Raw genomic sequence first — 18,502 nt, forward strand, 5'->3', positions numbered from 1 at the left:
TCTCCCAACTAGAATGATTCGGACGTGCGATCTATACCTTAGAAAGATTATGCGTTGTTACCTTTAATAAAGTAACCTCGTAGATGTGCATACGCGAGAAACAGCATGTGGTTATTCAAGTAAGTTTATAAAGAGTCAATGAACTCGATAATGTTCTCACGTTCAGATTTAGACATATCTGCAAATCGTTTACGAGTGACCGCTGCCTCACCGTCATGCCAAAGAATAGCTTCTTCGATAGAACCAGCACGTCCATCGTGAAGCAAGCCCAAATCACCAGAAATGTTACGCAGTAACCCGACACCCCAAAGCGGTGGTGTCCGCCATTCCTGCCCATCAGCTGAGCCCTCTGGTCGATTATCAGCCAGTCCTTCTCCCATGTCATGGATCAATAAATCTGTGTATGGATGAAACGACATATTCCGAAGTTCTTTGATCGGCCCTTTGCTTCCAGTTGTCAAAGTTGGTATATGGCATCCTGAACACCCCACTTGGTGAAATAATTCCTCCCCCGCTAGAATTTTTCCTAAATCTTTAATGCGACGTTGCGGAATGTTAAGTGCCTGTAAATAGGTGGTGATATTACTTAAGCGGCTGGGTAAAACCTCTGGTCGGAATTTATTTCCGGTACAACCGCCTTGCCCACCACACTTTGCGGCTGATGGGAGCTCTCGGCATCCAGTTTGGATCTCCGGGCAATTTTTTTCTGGAAAAAAGAAAGTGGTTGCCCCAATGTCTGTATGAAAGGCTACTGAAATTTGTTGTTTCAAATTAGGTTGTGCTGCCTTCCACCCAAATCGACCAATCACAACTTCTTCCGTCTCCAAGTTTATGACATAGTTCGGCCGCCCGGAGAGCCCTTGCTCTTTTTGCTTGGCGGCGATTTCAAGTAAAGAATCATCGAGAACCCATTCTAGAAGACCCAGTCCGACCACTTGCGGAGCAATCCTCATAGAAGCAAGTGTCGCGTCATTTATATCGCCAAAGTTAAGGTTTTTTATTTCAATTAAAGGTCGCTTTAGGTTGACAGTACTTTTATCAGGATATACAAAAGTGATTACTTTATAAGTCACGGTCGCATTTCCTTCTATGGGAACACGATTTTCAGCTGCTCTGTTTTGCAGTTGATCTCCATACCATGGGTGCGCAGGCAATACGATGCCATTGGGCTGACGATAGCCAAGCTTAATCACATTGCCTTTTTCTACCTCTGCTCGATCAGCAGCTGGTCGTGCTCTGCTGTTGTTAGGATGACAGCCCACACAATTAACCTCATTGAATGTCGGGCCGAGCCCCCAAATCCCAGGTAATGGCGCGAGCACCCATGGCTCCTCAAACTGCTCATGCCCTTTAATAAATTTCTTACCCAATTCAGACGTTAACGCTTCGAAGGGCAGTGTGAAAGATAACTCACCCGTCTCAGAGGTAGTTAGTAGTCCACCAGAATTCTCTAGGCCTTGCGTGGGGATATCGCTGTAAGCGCACGGGCAAAAACAAAGTAGTACAACCGAAAACCATAAGGTTTTTAAAGTCTTCAATGTATCCAGCATTAGCGGTCGTGGTCGTCCTCTTCCCACGGGCTGTGTTTGACTTCCTCAGGCATCCAAATCGACTTATACACTTTTTGTAATTCATGTTCCCGAGCAATTTCCTCTGAATTGGACATTTTCGAATATTTTGCTGCTGTTGGACTTGTATGATTGCCGCTATTAAAACTGGGTGCTGAAATCACCTTCCTGAGCTCTCCCTTGCAGTTCCGACAAGTAGTCGGGCCAGCTTCACTCATCCTGTGCATGCTTTTGTAAATTACTAGACATGAGTCACAGGCGTATTCGTATGTTGGCACCGTATTTCCTTTCCGCAAAAAAAAGGTGTGCTCCTAAAAAAAGGAACACACCTAACCTTTGTAGATAAACTTTAAGCGTATGCCTTGCTAGCTAAAATATCAGCCTTTGCGGTCATTGCTTTTTGCTTATCAATATTCCAGATCCTAGCAGCATTTTCCCCCAAAACTTTACGTCTAATCTCAGGCGTAATCTTAGGATATCCATGTCCCTCCACCAGCTCATCAGGGATTTGGAAGCTCCTGAATGCATCAATTTGCCACTGTGGATTACCCCAAAGTAGCGAATCAGTGCCCCAAAGAACATAGTCTGGACCAAGATCACGAAGCAACGTGCCAATCACGTGTGCGCACTCAAGCGGCCTACTGGTAACCGTTGCCGCAAAGGTCGAACCCACTTCTGAGTAGAGGTTCTTTCTTTGTGGCTTAAAGCCCTTCATTGCAGCAAGCTCGTTGTGATAGGGCCAGGCTGAGTGGTATGCAATAAAGTTAATGTCCAAGAAATCATCCGCTGCCGCATCGAAATCCTCACAGTGTGCGTATCGTGCGTAGAACTGTCCAAACGGAATACCTTTATGACAACCAACGTTCTTGATACCCAGGCGCCGGCACTCTTCCCAAATAGGATAGGCCAATGCTTCATCATCGAACCACCAACCTTTTTTATCAGTTGAATCGAATGTGTAGAGCTTTAATCCAGAGATTCTATATTGGTCGGCATACATGTTTAGCCGCTCTAGTGTTACATCCACACCCTGATTTGGGGTTAAACCACCAGCCAACATAATGGTGTTATCAGGCCATCGGTCGCGAACACCGACTTGATACTCCATTGGGATCATGTCTTGCCCGCCGTAATCCTCACGAAACCCGAATGGATTAAATATACCAACAGTAGTATCGCTCTCCTCTAAAATCAGTCTGCCGTAATTTGCGATATTCATGTCGCGAGTGCCGTTTTCCATGCCAAACGCTTTGCCCAGATCATCCAATAACTGAACGAACCACATACCACGTTCAGTCGTATTCACGCCCAACTGGTAGTGTCCAGGTCGCGTACACACGTGGGTATGTACGTCCACGACGAAGTCGCTACCTGCGCGAGCAACCTGAATTGCCTCTCCCTTTGCAGCTGCGTCAGCCGCTTCAGCAGCACCAACTTCAAAGAACTTCATTCCGGTTACCTCGTTAGCCGCGATCATCGCAGCACTCAATCCAAGAGATGACCGAAAAAAATCTCGTCGAGACATGCCAGCCTTCTTAGCAGCCTCTCCCATTTTCTCTTTGATCTTTGGACCCATGTTGCCTGTCATAAACAATGAGGTTCCAACGCTGTTGCCGTCAAAAGGATCTGATCCTAACTCCTCAAGTTGTTTATCAAGCCCTTTGTGTGCTTGTAAAACATTGAATTCCATAACGCTCCTCCCATATCATCATGTGCAGAATTTAAACTATCAGTTAACTGTCTAGTTGCTGGCTCTACTGGTGTGCTACGAGTCGCTCCTATAACTATATTTTTCAGGTACAGTAAAAAAATAATAATCCTATTGCACTACAAGTCAAGGGTTTGGTGTTTTGCGGCGCAGTAAAGTGTCGGGTAATGAATTGTATAGTTAGAGACCCCTCAATATCCTAAGTAGCTATTATTAAATGATTTTATTTAAAAATTTCATAAAATATCTTATGCTTATAGTTTTTATGGGTAACTATATCGATCCTGTTAATGCTGGAAAATTTAGAGGGGCTCCAGTTATTGAACAAATTGACACCCTTGAGCATTCGCAATATGTGAAGCTTATTAGAGGCATTGATTACGTCGACAATCAGGGGGATATCTGGACCACGGAGGAAAATCTCTTAATCCCTCTAGATTTACTCTCCGATGAAATACGACAAATCAGACCTTTGCCCAGGGAGTTTGATTATCTAAAAACCACGCTCATTTATCACAGCCAGTCAGTCCAAGCCACTAAACCTTGGCGCGCGGTGCAAAGCATTGTTTATGAGGCTTTAATAGACGAAGGTCTTCAAGAGCATATAGCGAAGATGATCTATGCCATCGTGCGCGCAGAAGGTTGGCGTTGGGAGCCACTAGGGTCGACTTGTTATAAATCATGTCATTCGGCTGCTCCCTTACTTAGATGGAGAGCAATGCCCAATTATGCCCAACTGAATGCTACGTTAGATTGGATCCTTCTGGATTTTCCTACAATCGATCAAATCAACAAACGTGTTGACGCACTCATTCTAAAAACTGGGCCACATATCTTCGCTCAATAATCCTGTTCTTCTTTCCGCAAAGCTTAGCCACGATGGTATTATCCAGTCTACTAAAATAAAATAATCTTCAATGTCAGTAGTAATCAAAACGGATGACGAGATAGAGAAAATGCGCATAGCTGGAAGGCTCGCATCTCAAGTACTCGATTTTATACAACCTCAGGTCCGTGCGGGCATTACCACAGATGAGATCGACTCTCTGTGTCATGATTTCATGGTCAATGTGCAAAATACCATTCCGGCCCCACTGAATTACGCCCCACCTGGGTATACGCCCTTTCCCAAGTCTGTTTGCACTTCGGTTAACCATGTAATTTGTCATGGCATTCCGGGACCTAAAAAATTAAAAAATGGGGACTCGATTAATATTGATATAACAGTAATTAAAGATGGCTATCACGGAGATACGAGCCGAATGTTTCATGTCGGAGAACCTACGATACAAAGCCGTCGTTTAGTCGCGCTTACTTTCGATTGTATGTGGGCGGGTATCGCGCAGATTAAGCCTGGTGCTCACTTGGGAGACATCGGTTCTGCGATACAAAAAATGGCTGAGTCCGCCGGCTATAGTGTTGTACGAGAATTTTGTGGACACGGGATCGGATCCACCTTTCACGAGGATCCACAAGTACTTCATTACGGCAAAGTTGGGACGGGATTAAGGCTAGCTCCAGGAATGATTTTTACAGTGGAACCGATGATCAACGCAGGAAAGCCAGACATCCGTCAGTTGGCCGATGGCTGGACGATTGTGACTAAAGATCATCAACTATCAGCTCAATGGGAACATACTGTGTTAGTGACGGACACAGGATTTGAAGTGCTGACGACGTCGGAAGGAACACCCCTACCTCCCACTGGTTTATTGTTTAAAGTCGAATGACGCAAGCAAAATCGGCTTCACCGGTGGATGCGCAAATTCAAAATCTTAGAGCGCAAATTAAACAGAAAAAACAAAGGTTATTTTCTCAGTTAGACCGCAAGACTGATTATGCATCTCTTCTCAAGCGCCACTCTAGACAAATTGATGCGCTGCTAAGGTCTCTTTGGGACGAACAATTGCAGGCAACGCACGCGACATTAATCGCTGTGGGTGGGTATGGGCGTGGCACCTTATTCCCCTTCTCCGATATCGATTTACTCATTCTTGTTCCTGATGCTATAAACAAAAAAAGTCAATCAGTGATCGCCGCGTTTGTTAGTTTGCTATGGGACCTTAGCCTAGACGTTGGGCATAGCGTAAGAAATGTCAAAGAGTGTATTAATGAGGCTGAAAAGGACATCACGACGCAAACAAATTTGATGGAGTCGAGATTTTTAATTGGCTCCCGGTCGCTCTTCACTCAATTTAAGAAGCAAGCTGTTAGCAATATAGACAAGCATCGTTTCTGCGACGCAAAGCTCGTTGAGCTACGGCAACGCCATAGTCGTTATAACGATTCGTCACAAAACCTTGAGCCGAATCTCAAAGAGTCCCCTGGAGGATTGCGAGACCTTCAAACCGTTCTTTGGATTGCTCAAGCAGCTGGCTACGGCACCACTTGGAAGCATCTAAGAGAAAACGGTGTAATCTCGAAAGCTGAGCAAGCACAACTCGAGAAACATGAACGAGCGCTAACACTTGTTAGGACACTCCTACATTTAAAGGCAGGACGGACGGAAGATCGACTGCTGTTTGATTTTCAACGACTACTCGCCGCTGATCTGGGCTTTCGAACTACAAAAGCAAAGCCAGAGACAGAACAATTGATGCAAGTAGTCTTTAAGGCCTCTCAATCGGTGAGTCTTCTGTCATCCATCGCACTACAACACCTTACGGAGATGATACACGGAGAGAGCGAAGCAGATCCGATAAAGATTGATGAGGATTTTCAAATTCGAAACAGTTTTCTTGAAACTACAAGTCCTAGTGTTTTTAATAAAAGACCTCATAGTATTCTTCGATTTTTTTCGGTGCTACACGAACATCACGAGATCAGAGGCATCTCTGCACGAACACGTAAGGAACTTTGGCATGCGAAAAAGCTGATCAATGATGAGTTTAGGAACGATCAACAAAACAAAAAAACGTTCTTGAGTTTTTTTAAAAAACAGGTAGGTTTGACGCATACACTCAGATTGATGAACCTATATGAAGTCTTAGGCCGTTACTTACCTGAGTTTGGAAAAATATGCGGACAGTTACAACACGATCTTTTTCATGTGTATACCGTTGACGATCACATACTGATGGTTGTGCGTAATCTGCGACGTTTTGCAGTCCCGGAGATGTCACACGAGTTCCCTTTGTGCAGCAAGCTGATGGGATCATTTAAACGACCTGAAACCTTGTATATAGCAGGTCTTTATCACGATATTGCCAAGGGCCGAGGAGGTGATCACTCGAAACTTGGCATGGAGGATGCAAAAAAGTTCTGTCAACATCATGGTCTAACCTCTACGGATATGAAATTAGTAGTATGGCTGGTTGAAAACCATTTATATATGTCAACTATCGCCCAAAAGAGAGATATTTCAGATCCATCAGTTGTACTTGAATTCGTCAAATCTGTAAAAACCCAACGACGCTTGGAGGCTTTATATTTGCTAACAGTTGCCGACATACGAGGAACAAGTCCAAAGGTATGGAATGCATGGAAAGGTAAACTACTAGAGAATGTATATCACCTCGCATTAGAGCATATTAGCGTTGACTCAAAAAGATCAAGTAATTTTATTGAGAGAAAAAAGTTTAATGCAGAAGCTCGACTAACGTCCTACGCCATTCATAAAGAGGCATATACTAAGTTTTGGAATCAATTAGACGAGAGCTATTTTATCCGCCATGAAGAGAGCGAGATCGTATGGCATACGCGCGTTCTTAATTTTCGAATGGATAGCAAACAACCCATAGTAAAGGCGAGACTGTCTCCCATTGGAGATGGATTACAAGTTTTGATTTATGGTCAAGATGAACCCTTGGTCTTTGCTAAGATCTGTGGATTTTTTGAGCACACTGAATTGTCAGTTGTAGAAGCCAAAGTTTTTACCACACGAAATAATTATTACCTCAATACGTTTCTAGTACTTACTCATCTTGGAATGGACATTCACTATCAAGATATGATCCGACATATCGAAAAGGAACTACCCATCATTATTGTTGAAGAATCACTACCAAAACCAATCAGCGGAAGAATAAGTCGGCGACTTAAGTATTTCCCCATCAAGCCAGAGGTTAGCATTAGAGGGGATGAAAACGGTTTGAACTACTACTTACAAATTACCTGTGCAGATCGACGTGGTTTGCTGTATACCATCGCTCGAACGTTATCGGAGTATCGTATTGATATCCAGAATGCAAAAATCAATACGATGGGGGAGCGCGTAGAGGATACTCTCCTAGTTTCTGGTGATGCCTTGCGCAGTTCCCGGGAAGCCTTGAGGCTGCAAAGCGACCTTATCGACAAGCTTAGCGTGTTCAAAACACAAAAAAAGCTAGCTACTCAATAAAACCAAACGTCGTAAAATCTTTTATTCGAGCCGGGTATAAAACTCCATTCAAGTGGTCACATTCATGCTGCACTACTCGCGCATGAAACCCAGTGACTATTCGATCGATGACCATACCGAAGGGATCGAAACCCTGATATCTAATATTGTTATATCTAGGGACAGAACCACTTAAACCGGGCACTGATAAACAACCCTCAATCCCCTCTTCCATGATTTGATCAAGTGAATGTATCGTAGGATTGATTAGTATAGTGAATGGTACCGCGCTTGCTTCTGGGTAACGGGCATTACTATCAAAACCAAAGATCACGACTCGTTTAAGTCTTCCAATTTGCGGCGCAGCAAGTCCAGCGCCGTTTAAATGAGTCATCGTATCTTTCATATCTTGAATTAATTCAAGCAACTCTGGTGTATTAAATTCATGAATCTCGTCAGACCGTTCCAATAATGTTGGATTCCCCATCTTAAGTACCGCTTTAATACTCATCGAATAACCTCATTCACTCAATAACTCAATAACTCAATTCTGTATGGTTTCTCAATTCGTAGATATCCAGAACAAATCTTCACATTCCACTAACATCCATACCGAATTCACAAGCAAACGCGTCTGAGACTGTGATAAATAAAAAATCAGGCGTGATTCTATCATCCCACCAACGCTTTAAGATATGCCTTAAGATTTTCACCAATCTCTGGATGTTCAAGTCCGTATTCAATATTGGCTTGAGCAAACCCCAATTTTGAACCACAATCGAAACGCCGCCCCTCCAGCAGCACTCCAATCACACCATCACGCTGCGCCACGACGGCGAGCGCATCAGTGAGTTGAATTTCGCCCCCAGATCGATTAGGTAATTTTGCAATAACATCAAAAATTTCGTAGGGAAGAATATATCGTCCTACCACGCCTAAATTAGATGGAGCGTTCTCTGGTTTGGGCTTTTCAACAAGGTTTGAGGCAATAACGTGTTTGCCCATAGGCTCGCGAATCAAAATCACGCCATAGGCACTTGTCTGATGAGGCTGGATCTCTTCCAAACCAATAATTGGCCGATTAGTTCCGTCAGAGGCCATGATTAGTTGTTGGAGTGCTCCAATCGAACTTCTAATGAGATCATCAGCGAGCAAAACAGCAAAAGGCTCATCCGACAAAGCGGGCTTTGCGCACAAAATTGCGTGCCCCAAACCAAGAGCCTTAGATTGTCTGACGTAGACAAACTCAACTCCCTTAGGCGCTACCGACTGTACAATTGTCAAAAGCTCGTGCTTTTCTTTTAACGCGAGTTCTGTCTCCAATTCATAGGCAGAATCGAAGTGATCCTCAATCGCACGTTTATTGCGACCCGTGACAAAAATCATTTTTTTGATACCCGCATCAAACGCCTCTTCTACAGCATATTGAATCAGGGGTTTATCAACTATAGGTAACATTTCTTTAGGTGTAGCCTTTGTTGCTGGCAAAAACCTACTACCAAGACCGGCGACTGGAAATACTGCTGCATTAATTTTTTTATTCATCATTTAATTCCAGAAACGTAATAAACTCGGATTCATCTAAAGTTTTAATCCCTAACTCAGTTGCTTTTTTAAGCTTTAATCCAGGTTTAACACCTAATATTACATAATCCACATTCTTTGAAACGGCGCCTGTAATGACGCCACCCCGAGATTCAATTTCATAACGAGCTTCATCACGAGAAAACTTATCCAGTCCTCCGGTCAAGACAAATTTTTTGTTGGCGAAAGAGCTACTTTTGATTAGCCGCTCAGCAGCACCCCAATGCACACCGAGCCTGATTAAGCGATCGATAACTTGATTGTGATACGCATCGTTAAAGTATGCTTTAATACTTTTTGCAACGATTGGGCCGACGTCAGGAATCTGAATTAAAGCTTCCTCAGTCGCAGCTTTAAGCCGTTCGAGCGTTTGGAAATGGAAGGCCAGATCTTTAGCCGTTTGTTCACCGACATTACGGATACCAAGAGCGTAGATAAAACGATTAAATGTAGTTGCGCGTGAATTGAAAATAGCGCCACAGATATTCATTGCAGACCTTTGGCCCAAGCGCTCTAAACTAACTAACGCCTCTTGTTTTAATTCATAGAGATCCGCAAAAGATTCGACAAACTGTTTTTCAACGAGTTTATCAATCAGCTTCTCACCAATACCATCAATATTCATAGCCTTTCGAGAGCAAAAATGCCAGATTGCTTGTGCTTTTTGGGCGCGACATCGCATGCCAGATATACAGCGATAGACGCTCTCACTCGCCTCTTTGAATACACCACCACCGCATACTGGGCATGAAGAAGGCATGGAGAAGTCTCTTACTTTTACTCTAGCTCTTCGGTCCAGTACAGGGCGCACCACCTCTGGGATTACGTCTCCCGCACGACGGACAATCACATAATCACCTATCTTGATGTTTTTTCTAAGAATTTCGTCTTCATTATGAAGGGTAGCGTTTGTGACTACCACACCTCCAACACGAACAGGGTCTAGGCGAGCGACCGGCGTGAGTGCCCCGGTCCGGCCCACTTGAACCTCAATATCTACAAGTTTTGTAATCTCTTCTTGAGGTGGAAACTTATATGCGATTGCATATCGAGGGGCGCGTGAGACAAACCCTAATTTCTGCTGATCCACTAGGGCATTGACTTTATAGACGACTCCATCAATTTCATAATCTAACTCAGAACGTACTTTTTGCACGTGATCAAAAAATTTCTGAATTCCCGTCAGACCATAAACCACATCGCTTAATTTGGATGTTGAAAACCCATATTCTTTTAAACGACTTGCCAAGTCATACTGAGATACAACTCTGGGTGATGTGGTATTAGATTCGTCAAGACCATAGGCAAAAAAAGATAATTTTCTTGTTGCGGTAATTTTAGAATCTAACTGCCTTAATGATCCAGCTGCAGCATTACGCGGATTTGCAAAAATCTTTTCTCCAAGATCTATCTGTCGACTATTCAGGTCAGCAAAATCATGTTTCATCATCACAACTTCACCCCGTACTTCCAGGTAATCGGACGCGCGCGCTGACAGTACTAGAGGAACAGACCGTATCGTTCGAATGTTCTCTGTGACTTGTTCTCCAGTATTGCCATCGCCCCTCGTAGCTGCCTGCACTAACACCCGATCGACATATCGAAGACTAATGGCTAACCCATCAAATTTAGGTTCCGCAAAATACGTAATATCCGAGTCACCGCTATTGAGTAAATCTCGAATTCGCCGATCGTATTGTTGTATATCAATAGCATCAATCGCATTATTAATTGATAACATTGGTGTTAAGTGGGCTACACTCTCAAATGACACCAAAGGTTTTGAGCCGACTCTTTGCGTCGGTGAGTCATCATTTTTAAATTCAGGATGCTGTTGCTCTATATCGATTAGTTCTTGAAAAAATCGGTCATATTCAGAATCTAGGAGGCTAGGGTTGTCCAGCCCGTAGTACTCTCGGTTTGCCTGATTCAGCGTGCTTCGTAACCAGTCAGCACGACTTTTTATCATCGCATACTCATCACTCATTACGAAAATAACTGCTTAGCAGCCAAAGATCCCGGGAGAATTCCTTGCTCCTCCATGCGCTGATTTATCTTACCTAACTGCTGCTTGATTATATCTAAGCCTGATTCACTGATTACCTGGCTGTTGTCATCGCAAATGCTGGCATTCATCGCATCAGCAAATTGTTTGGCGACTCCAGCCATTTTGTTAAAGGTTCTGATCACATCAGAAACGGTGGTCACGTCTAAGAGAAACGTTATCCCTAAAATTTCCTGACCTTTAAGTTGCGCCTCCACAAAGGGTGTTGTATCTCTATTCTCAAGTGTGAATAACTCTCTACCCTCGTCCTTCATGACAAACACGCCACGCTGATTTAGTCTCATACCTAAAGCTAAGGCCAAACTAAGCACTTCCTCGCCAGACATTAAGGATTCTCTGGAACGTTCTATTGTTAGACCAAACAGCGAATCAACTTCATCACTAAAGTCCTTTAGCTTAAGAGCTCGATTAGCTTCTTCATCTGGCTTAATCTGCGTTGCAATAGCGCCAGTCGGTACCGTCTCTGCGTAAATATCTGTCGCAATCCTCTCAATTTGATCACGGCTCAAAGGGCCATTCCTATCTGTGAGTTGCACAACGATTAGCAATTGGTCGAACATCGAGTCGGGGTTGGATACTACAATGGGTTTCTTATGTTTTAGAGTGCTTCCCCAAACCTGATGGCGCTTTGGAATCGTCTCGAGGACCTCTTGCAAGCGACCGGTGGCGCTGACGCATAGCCCGTCCACCGCACTTATTTTAATTTCAAAGGTAATGGCTGGATCGAGTAATTCTAAACTTAACCCACTATCTACGTCCTGAAAATCGCCTTGAAATAATGGCGGATCCACTGGATCTGCAACTGAAATCACTTCGGTTATCTTGTCAATCACAATACCGGGCTCAGGATCGTCAAAGTAATCTAACAAGGGGTCATGCCCTAATTCATGCGATTGTTGATTCAATCTAGACTTGAATCGACGTTCCTGAACCTGATTCATGATTACAACACTGAGGATGATTACTCCCCCTAGCGATAACAAATAGATCTGCAATTCACTCATTCAGAAACTCCATAACCTCAAAGTTGAGTTACGTATGACTCGTAATTAGACTGCCACGTCTTCATTCAATTTCATAGCCTCTTCAATATCAACAGCGACCACTCTTGATACACCTTGCTCCTGCATGGTGACACCAATTAACTGCTCCGCCATCTCCATGGTGATTTTATTATGTGTGATGAACAAAAATTGCGTACTCTTCGACATTTTCTTTACTAAGTCGCAGTATTTCACTGTATTACTATCATCGAGTGGCGCGTCAACCTCGTCAAGTAAGCAAAATGGCGCTGGATTAAGCTGGAACAAGGAAAATACAAGCGATAGTGCGGTGAGTGCTTTTTCACCTCCGGACAAAAGATGGATTGAGACGTTTCTTTTCCCTGGGGGGCGAGCAATGACCTCAACACCAGCATCAAGGATTTCTTCACCAGTGAGCACCAAGCGGGCCTCACCACCCCCAAACAGTGCTGGGAACATTTCTCCGAATTGTTGATTGACCTGATCAAACGTTTTAGACAGTCGCTCTCGGGTTTCTTTGTCAATACTGCGTATCGCATTCTCCAAGGTGGCGACAGCTTCTAATAGATCTTCTAATTGTGAATCTAAATATCCTTTACGTTCTTTGGATCCTATGAGTTCGTCCATTGCAGCCAAATTAATCGCACCGAGGTTAGCTATCTTCCGCTGTAACTGCGATATTGAAGCCTGCGCGATAGCCGTATCGAAGTCTACAGGCACGATCGATTGCAGCAAGTTTTTGTCCGCATTCGATTCAGTTAGTTGCTGCACATAGCCATCACGAGTGAGTCGATATTCTTGCTCCTTTAGGTTCATAGTATTAATTAAGTCACGCAAAGGCTGAAGCCCTCGATCTGTTTCTTGTCGCAGTTGTTCACCGGCTCTCAACTGTATATCCCAACTAGATAGGATCTCGCGAGCGGCGTTAAGCTTTTCCTCGATCTCAACACGATGCGCTAAGTGCATTTGAAGCTCTGACGACTGCTCTCCTTCTAACTCACGATTAACTTGTTGGTTTAGCTCATTTTTCTGAGTATCCAATCGAATAAATAATTGGTAAACTTGACGAATATTCTCTGTTAAATCATTGATTTTATTTGATAATGATCGATACTCAAACGAGTGCTCAGAATACATTGTATTGAGATTGCTGATTTCTTCAAGTTTCCGATTCCTCTGTTCACTGGACAACTGAAGCTCGGCAGCCAGTTCGTGTAGCGATCCAGAGGCAGACTTAAGTTTTATCTCTAAATCTTCTGTGTTAGCCGTCGCGCTCGTATACCGCGCCTGCTCGCCTACGTTAAACCCATTCACTTCAAGGAGTTCAGCATTTATCTGCGCCAAACGCTCGACGGTGTGCTGGTTGAGATCTGTCAGCCGCAGGTAATCAACTTGCTCGTGATGAAGTTTCTCTTTCAGGTCCACGTAGCTTTGTCGTGCGCTACCCATTTCACCTTTAAGTATGTTAACTGCCTCTGTGACCATCTGCAATTTTTCTGAAGCACTGTCGACCGCCACTTGCGCAATTTCGGCAAGTTGATCGAGCTTCTCAATTTCAAGTTGTCGTGCAAGCACGCCATGCACCTCTTGATCAGGAGCAAAAAGAGCAACACCACCGGGGTAGTATAAATCCCCTCTTTTCGTGATGCACATCTGTCCAGAGGTTAATTGACCCATCAATAAGCGTGCCTCAGCATCCGATTCCGCAATAAAGACGTGCGATAACCAAAGCTTCATAAGGTTTGCGGTAGAGTCATCATTTGCTTGAACGACAGTTGCCAATGATTTCAATTCCGACGTCAAAGTGAGTCTCTCGTTATGAGCGAAGTATTTATTAAAGAACGAGACTTTAGATGGTGGCTTATTGGCCTCCTCAAAAGTAATAGTGCCAAGGTCAACGGTGGCAATTGACATCAGCCGCTCCCGCAGAACCGCCTCAACAGCATCCTCCCAACCTTCTTCAACTCGGAGCAATTCCCATAATCGATCATCACTGTTAAATCCGCTTTGATCTAACCATTCTCTCAAACGATCTGACTGGGAGACCCGTGCCTGCAGGTCACTTAAGGCTTTTTTCTTTGCATTGAGTTCAGAAGAAACGTTTCTCTTTTCATCTAAATTAGTTGCGGCAGTTTCTTTTTCTTTTTCCAATTGGATGAGCTTTGCTTCCGACTTTAATAATGAGTTCGCTCGGTCAGTTAATAAACCCGTTAATTGCTTGATAGATGAATCCATCGACTCAGCTTTACGTGCGTCTGGCGCGCTCAGATCGAGCCGTTCCTTATCCAACCTGGCTTTCCTATTCGCGAGTTGAGCCAAGACATCCGCAGCATGTGTCTGCTGTGTCTTATTTAGGTTTAATTGATTTTGCAGCTCAGAAATTAACTTTATTTGAGCATCTACAGTTGACTGGGCAATGATAAAACACTGCTCTATTTCTGGCAGCTGATTCTTATTGTTCTCCATATGTAATAAAGTTCGGTTTTGATCAAAACGCACGCTCAGTATATTTTTCCGAGCATTCCAAAATGACTGCTCTAGGACTAACAAATTAAGACGCTCTTGTTTGTAAGTCACATCAATATTGCTGAGCTGTTGCTGTGTTCTTTTTCGATTCTCCCTGATGTACTCGATGCTCTGTTCGACTCGAGCAATCGCGGAGTTTATCGCGTAGAGCGAACCTTGAACTTCATTAACTGCAGAAGCACTCTCGTCACGTGAAATTTTCAATTTCTCAAGTTCGGACTCTGTCTTCCGTAATACCGCGGTCTCTTTTTCAATCTTGGTACATATTTCTTTGATTTGCGTCTCAACATCGACTCTTTTTTTATCAGCCTCTCGCTGACTGTGGTACCACACGTGCTGCTGCGTTTCTTTTAATTTGCTTTCGTACTCATGAAACTTCTCGGCCTGATGAGCCTGCTGCTCAAGCTTTCGCAGCTGTTTATCCAGTTCAGACCGAATATCCTCTAGGCGAGAGAGATTTTCTCTGGTATCGTCAAGACGTAACTCAGTGTCTCGGCGGCGCTCGCGATACTTAGAAACGCCTGCGGCCTCTTCTAAAAAAAACCTCATATCATCTGGGCGAGCCTCGATTATTCGAGAAATCATGCCCTGCTCGATGATGGCGTATCCTTTGCCACCTAACCCAGTCCCTAGAAAAATATCAGCGACATCACGTCGCCTGACGTGTTGATTATTGAGGTAATAGAAAGACGCCCCTTCGCTTTCGAGAACACGTTTCACTGAAATTTCTGAATATTGAGACCACGCTCCAGTAACTTTGCCGGCACTGTTATCAAAAATCAGTTCGACACTTGCTCGAGACATAGGTTTACGGTCGCTCGAGCCAGCGAAAATAACATCCTGCATGTTCTCACCACGAAGCTGTTTCGCTGACGTCTCACCAAGCACCCATCGAACAGCATCAATCACATTGGACTTACCGCACCCATTTGGACCGACGACGCCGACTAACTGTCCTGGAACAGGGATATGCGTAGGATCTACAAAAGATTTGAAACCGGCTAATTTGATATGAGTCAGGCGCAAAATAATATCCGTTGAAATCGTTATAATCTCAGATATGCAAAATTGTAATTCAGTCTCACACACCCATAACGTCTATTTTAGCTTAATAAACTCATTTAAGAATGCCAAAATCTGCCAACCACTTGCTTGAAACATTTCCAAACCCAGCGCCGAAAAATGATTTTTGGATACGGATGCAAATCCCAGAATTTACCTGCCTGTGTCCAAAAACAGGACAACCTGATTTTGCAACGCTTTACTTAGATTATTTGCCCGATAAAAAATGTGTAGAGCTCAAAAGCCTTAAGCTTTACACGGTATCGTTCAGGGATAAAGGAGCATTTCATGAGGCTATTGCCAATCAAATTCTAAATGATCTAGCGACCCTGACAAAACCAAAATTCATGCGGCTCACTGCGCGCTTTTATGTGCGCGGTGGAATCTTCACAACAGTCGTTGTTGAGCACAAGAAAAAAGGATTTAAGCCTGAGAATTCCATACAACTACCGGAATTATCAAATGAAAAGCTTACTTACTAGATTTTTTATATTGTCGCTCCACCACCAACTTCAATAACAACTTTATTCAGCCAAGAATTTATTTACTGTGGCACGACCGATTCCTCGACCCGCATCGGTAATAATTGATACTTTCCCAATTAACCTCATTTAAGATTTCTTCATTGCGCTTAACTAATGATCACCGTATCACCCGGAGAAACTAGGTTAAACAGTTCAATAATGTCTGCATTAGCCATACGAATACATCCTATCGAACCCGGCGTTCCTAACTGAGTCCCATCGGGGCATCCATGAATATAAATGTATCGGCGCATAGTATCTACCGTGCCCAATCGATTGATCCCCACTTCCTTTCCCGACAACCAAAGTATTCGGGTTAATATCCAATCACGATCTGGATACATGTTCTGCAAAGAGGTACTAAATATCTCGCCGGTGGGTCTGCGCGCAAAGAACACTGTGTTAATCGGCTGGTCTTCACCAATCTTTGCTCGAATACAATGCATTCCTCTCGGCGTTTTAAAACTGTTATACGTCTCCCCAACGCCGAACTTGGAAGTTGATACTTGATAACTTTTGATTAAGGGCTCATTAGATACGTCACTTATGCTGAGCGTTTGATGTTTGATATTTATATTTAAAAACATTATTTCAGCGTCGATTTTTAAAAAATGTTTGTAACACTGCCGTACACTCGGCAGGCATTACACCTCCTAGAACCGAAGTGTGGTGGTTTAATTTTTCGTGCTCAAATAAATCAATTACTGAGCCACATGCCCCCGACTTTTGATCATACGCTCCAAAAACCAGCCGAGAGACTCTTGCGTGCATGATAGCCCCTGCACACATGACGCAAGGCTCTAACGTAGAGTATAACGTTGTTCCTACAAGTCGATAATTTCTTAAAATATTTGCTGCTAGGCGTAGTGTCGTGACCTCAGCGTGGGCAGTGGGATCTAATGACGAAATTGGAGAATTGCCAGATTGACTGATTACCTGTCCATCTTTGACTAAAACAGCACCGATGGGCACCTCTCCTTTAAGGGCACTTTCTTTAGCTAGCATTAAAGCTTGCCGCATGAAGACATGATCGTTATTGGACAAAACAGAAGGATCCAAACTGCGTCAGACCGCTACGACCAGCTTGCCCAAATTATGCCCTTGTAATAAGCCAATAAAAGCGCTGGGGGCCTTCTCAATCCCTACCACCTCGTCTTCAAGATACTTAAGCGTACCTGAAGCGACTAACGGCTCAACTTCACGCACAAAGTGCAGATAATTTGACCAATGATCAGAAATAATAAAACCATTCACCGAGAGCTTACGAACCAGAATATTTCGCCACAGATATGGCGCTGATAAGGTTTCTGTTCGGGCACCAGCTCCCATCGCTCCATCGTTATACCAGCTGATCATTCCACAAACCGGGATACGGCCATGCTCATTCATCCTTGGAATAACAGCCTCAAATAATTTTCCACCGACATTCTCAAAATAAATATCAACACCTTTAGGGGTAACCGTCTTAAGCGCAGCACTAAGTGCTTCCGGCGTATCAAAGTTTTTGTGGTTCAAACAATGATCAACGCCAAACTTATCAACAGCCAGGGCACACTTCTCTTCAGATCCTGCAATGCCTATTGTCTTAAGACCAAGTTGTTTCGAAAGTTGCGCAACCATTGACCCAACAGGTCCCGTGACAGCGCCAACTACGAGTGTCTCGCCTGCTTTAGGTTTGCCATGCTGAGTTAAACCCCACCAACCCGTAAAACCGGGCATGCCAAGCACTCCCAGCGCCAGAGATTTCGGTTCTATTGAAATAGGAAGTTTTTGAATTAATGCACCTTCAACTACTGCCAAGTCGGCCCATCCCATGCGACCATAAACCCAGTCTCCCACTTCGAGCCCCTCACAAGCACTGGCTTCAATACAGCCTACCGCTCCCGCTTCCATGACGCTCCCAATTTGAATTGGTGGCGCATAAGATCGGGCATCATCCATACGTCCACGCATGTATGGATCAAGTGAGAAATGCGCGATTTTGACAAGTACCTGACCCCCAATAAGAGACGACGTAGAAAATGACTCGAGATTGAAATTATCCAGTGTCGGTAAACCAACAGGTCTACTTGAAAGTATTACTCGTTTTCCCGTTGCAGTCATATCCACTGAACCCTTTCTTCAA

General features: G+C 43.9%; 15 protein-coding genes. 4 read left to right on the forward strand and 11 right to left on the reverse strand.

All coding sequences use genetic code 11. The annotated features are described in order from the left end of the window. Window positions 1–125: 125 nt before the first annotated feature. The 3 genes from O3A65_04860 to O3A65_04870 all read right to left on the reverse strand — a co-directional run bounded on the left by O3A65_04860 (window position 126) and on the right by O3A65_04870 (window position 3,258). Window positions 126–1,550 carry a thiol oxidoreductase gene (locus tag O3A65_04860; protein MDA1331802.1) on the reverse strand — a complete coding sequence of 475 codons (1,425 nt, stop codon included), beginning with the start codon at window positions 1,548–1,550 and terminating at the stop codon, window positions 126–128. Then, the gene (locus tag O3A65_04865; GenBank protein MDA1331803.1) at window positions 1,550–1,846 is read right to left on the reverse strand and encodes a zinc ribbon domain-containing protein; all 297 of its coding nucleotides are present in this window, start codon (window positions 1,844–1,846) and stop codon (window positions 1,550–1,552) included. Before O3A65_04865 ends, O3A65_04860 begins: the two co-directional genes overlap by 1 nt. Window positions 1,847–1,917: 71 nt before the next feature. Then, complete coding sequence (locus tag O3A65_04870) at window positions 1,918–3,258, reverse strand: amidohydrolase family protein (protein MDA1331804.1); 1,341 nt, start codon at window positions 3,256–3,258, stop codon at window positions 1,918–1,920. Window positions 3,259–3,526: 268 nt separating this feature from the next. Between O3A65_04870 and O3A65_04875 the strand changes: the two genes are divergently transcribed. The 3 genes from O3A65_04875 to O3A65_04885 all read left to right on the forward strand — a co-directional run bounded on the left by O3A65_04875 (window position 3,527) and on the right by O3A65_04885 (window position 7,615). Next, complete coding sequence (locus tag O3A65_04875; GenBank protein MDA1331805.1) at window positions 3,527–4,123, forward strand: hypothetical protein; 597 nt, start codon at window positions 3,527–3,529, stop codon at window positions 4,121–4,123. Window positions 4,124–4,193: 70 nt separating this feature from the next. After that, window positions 4,194–5,006 carry a type I methionyl aminopeptidase gene (gene map, locus O3A65_04880; GenBank protein MDA1331806.1) on the forward strand — a complete coding sequence of 271 codons (813 nt, stop codon included), beginning with the start codon at window positions 4,194–4,196 and terminating at the stop codon, window positions 5,004–5,006. Continuing rightward, on the forward strand, window positions 5,003–7,615 hold the full coding sequence (locus tag O3A65_04885) for a [protein-PII] uridylyltransferase (protein MDA1331807.1): 2,613 nt from the start codon (window positions 5,003–5,005) through the stop codon (window positions 7,613–7,615). The genes map and O3A65_04885 overlap by 4 nt, the downstream gene beginning before the upstream one ends. Here O3A65_04885 and def read toward each other — a convergent pair. The 5 genes from def to smc form a co-directional block, all read right to left on the reverse strand. Continuing rightward, entirely contained in the window at window positions 7,605–8,105 is a 501-nt protein-coding gene (gene def, locus O3A65_04890) for a peptide deformylase (protein ID MDA1331808.1), read from the reverse strand. The two genes, O3A65_04885 and def, sit on opposite strands and share 11 nt — an antisense overlap. A 161-nt stretch (window positions 8,106–8,266) precedes the next feature. Beyond that, window positions 8,267–9,142, reverse strand: coding sequence for a UTP--glucose-1-phosphate uridylyltransferase GalU (gene galU, locus O3A65_04895; protein ID MDA1331809.1), 876 nt, complete (start codon window positions 9,140–9,142; stop codon window positions 8,267–8,269). Beyond that, entirely contained in the window at window positions 9,132–11,147 is a 2,016-nt protein-coding gene (gene ligA / locus O3A65_04900; GenBank protein ID MDA1331810.1) for an NAD-dependent DNA ligase LigA, read from the reverse strand. Before ligA ends, galU begins: the two co-directional genes overlap by 11 nt. Before the next feature lie 17 nt (window positions 11,148–11,164). Continuing rightward, window positions 11,165–12,247 (reverse strand): hypothetical protein, encoded by a 1,083-nt coding sequence (locus tag O3A65_04905; GenBank protein ID MDA1331811.1) that lies wholly within the window; start codon window positions 12,245–12,247, stop codon window positions 11,165–11,167. Window positions 12,248–12,292: 45 nt separating this feature from the next. Further along, window positions 12,293–15,817 carry a chromosome segregation protein SMC gene (gene smc / locus O3A65_04910; protein MDA1331812.1) on the reverse strand — a complete coding sequence of 1,175 codons (3,525 nt, stop codon included), beginning with the start codon at window positions 15,815–15,817 and terminating at the stop codon, window positions 12,293–12,295. A 101-nt stretch (window positions 15,818–15,918) separates the two neighbouring features. On the opposite strand from smc, the gene queF reads away from it, so the two are divergent. Next, a complete protein-coding gene (gene queF, locus O3A65_04915) occupies window positions 15,919–16,335 on the forward strand; it encodes a preQ(1) synthase (GenBank protein MDA1331813.1) in 417 nt (138 codons plus the stop codon). 149 nt (window positions 16,336–16,484) lie between these two features. Here the strand turns inward: queF and O3A65_04920 are convergent, their stop codons facing one another. Genes O3A65_04920 through O3A65_04930 form a run of 3 tightly spaced genes read right to left on the reverse strand, consistent with a single transcriptional unit; the run spans window position 16,485 to window position 18,480 of the window. After that, window positions 16,485–16,964, reverse strand: coding sequence for a L,D-transpeptidase (locus tag O3A65_04920; GenBank protein MDA1331814.1), 480 nt, complete (start codon window positions 16,962–16,964; stop codon window positions 16,485–16,487). 4 nt (window positions 16,965–16,968) lie between these two features. Next, window positions 16,969–17,436, reverse strand: coding sequence for a tRNA adenosine(34) deaminase TadA (tadA, locus tag O3A65_04925; GenBank protein MDA1331815.1), 468 nt, complete (start codon window positions 17,434–17,436; stop codon window positions 16,969–16,971). A gap of 6 nt (window positions 17,437–17,442) precedes the next feature. Further along, a complete protein-coding gene (locus O3A65_04930; protein MDA1331816.1) occupies window positions 17,443–18,480 on the reverse strand; it encodes an NADP-dependent oxidoreductase in 1,038 nt (345 codons plus the stop codon). Window positions 18,481–18,502 lie beyond the last annotated feature (22 nt).

This window comes from Pseudomonadota bacterium, from assembly GCA_027624715.1.
Taxonomy (GTDB): domain Bacteria; phylum Pseudomonadota; class Gammaproteobacteria; order Burkholderiales; family Eutrophovitaceae; genus Eutrophovita.

What these genes read in the sequence shown, in the direction of transcription:
- map (MDA1331806.1), top strand. Translation starts at nt 4,194, where the DNA reads ATGTCAGTAGTAATCAAAACGGATGACGAGATAGAGAAAATGCGCATA.
- O3A65_04920 (MDA1331814.1), bottom strand. Translation starts at nt 16,964, where the DNA reads ATGTTTTTAAATATAAATATCAAACATCAAACGCTCAGCATAAGTGAC.
- O3A65_04870 (MDA1331804.1), bottom strand. Translation starts at nt 3,258, where the DNA reads ATGGAATTCAATGTTTTACAAGCACACAAAGGGCTTGATAAACAACTT.
- def (MDA1331808.1), bottom strand. Translation starts at nt 8,105, where the DNA reads ATGAGTATTAAAGCGGTACTTAAGATGGGGAATCCAACATTATTGGAA.
- galU (MDA1331809.1), bottom strand. Translation starts at nt 9,142, where the DNA reads ATGATGAATAAAAAAATTAATGCAGCAGTATTTCCAGTCGCCGGTCTT.
- O3A65_04930 (MDA1331816.1), bottom strand. Translation starts at nt 18,480, where the DNA reads ATGACTGCAACGGGAAAACGAGTAATACTTTCAAGTAGACCTGTTGGT.
- O3A65_04885 (MDA1331807.1), top strand. Translation starts at nt 5,003, where the DNA reads ATGACGCAAGCAAAATCGGCTTCACCGGTGGATGCGCAAATTCAAAAT.
- queF (MDA1331813.1), top strand. Translation starts at nt 15,919, where the DNA reads ATGCCAAAATCTGCCAACCACTTGCTTGAAACATTTCCAAACCCAGCG.
- O3A65_04875 (MDA1331805.1), top strand. Translation starts at nt 3,527, where the DNA reads ATGCTTATAGTTTTTATGGGTAACTATATCGATCCTGTTAATGCTGGA.
- O3A65_04860 (MDA1331802.1), bottom strand. Translation starts at nt 1,550, where the DNA reads ATGCTGGATACATTGAAGACTTTAAAAACCTTATGGTTTTCGGTTGTA.
- ligA (MDA1331810.1), bottom strand. Translation starts at nt 11,147, where the DNA reads ATGATAAAAAGTCGTGCTGACTGGTTACGAAGCACGCTGAATCAGGCA.
- O3A65_04905 (MDA1331811.1), bottom strand. Translation starts at nt 12,247, where the DNA reads ATGAGTGAATTGCAGATCTATTTGTTATCGCTAGGGGGAGTAATCATC.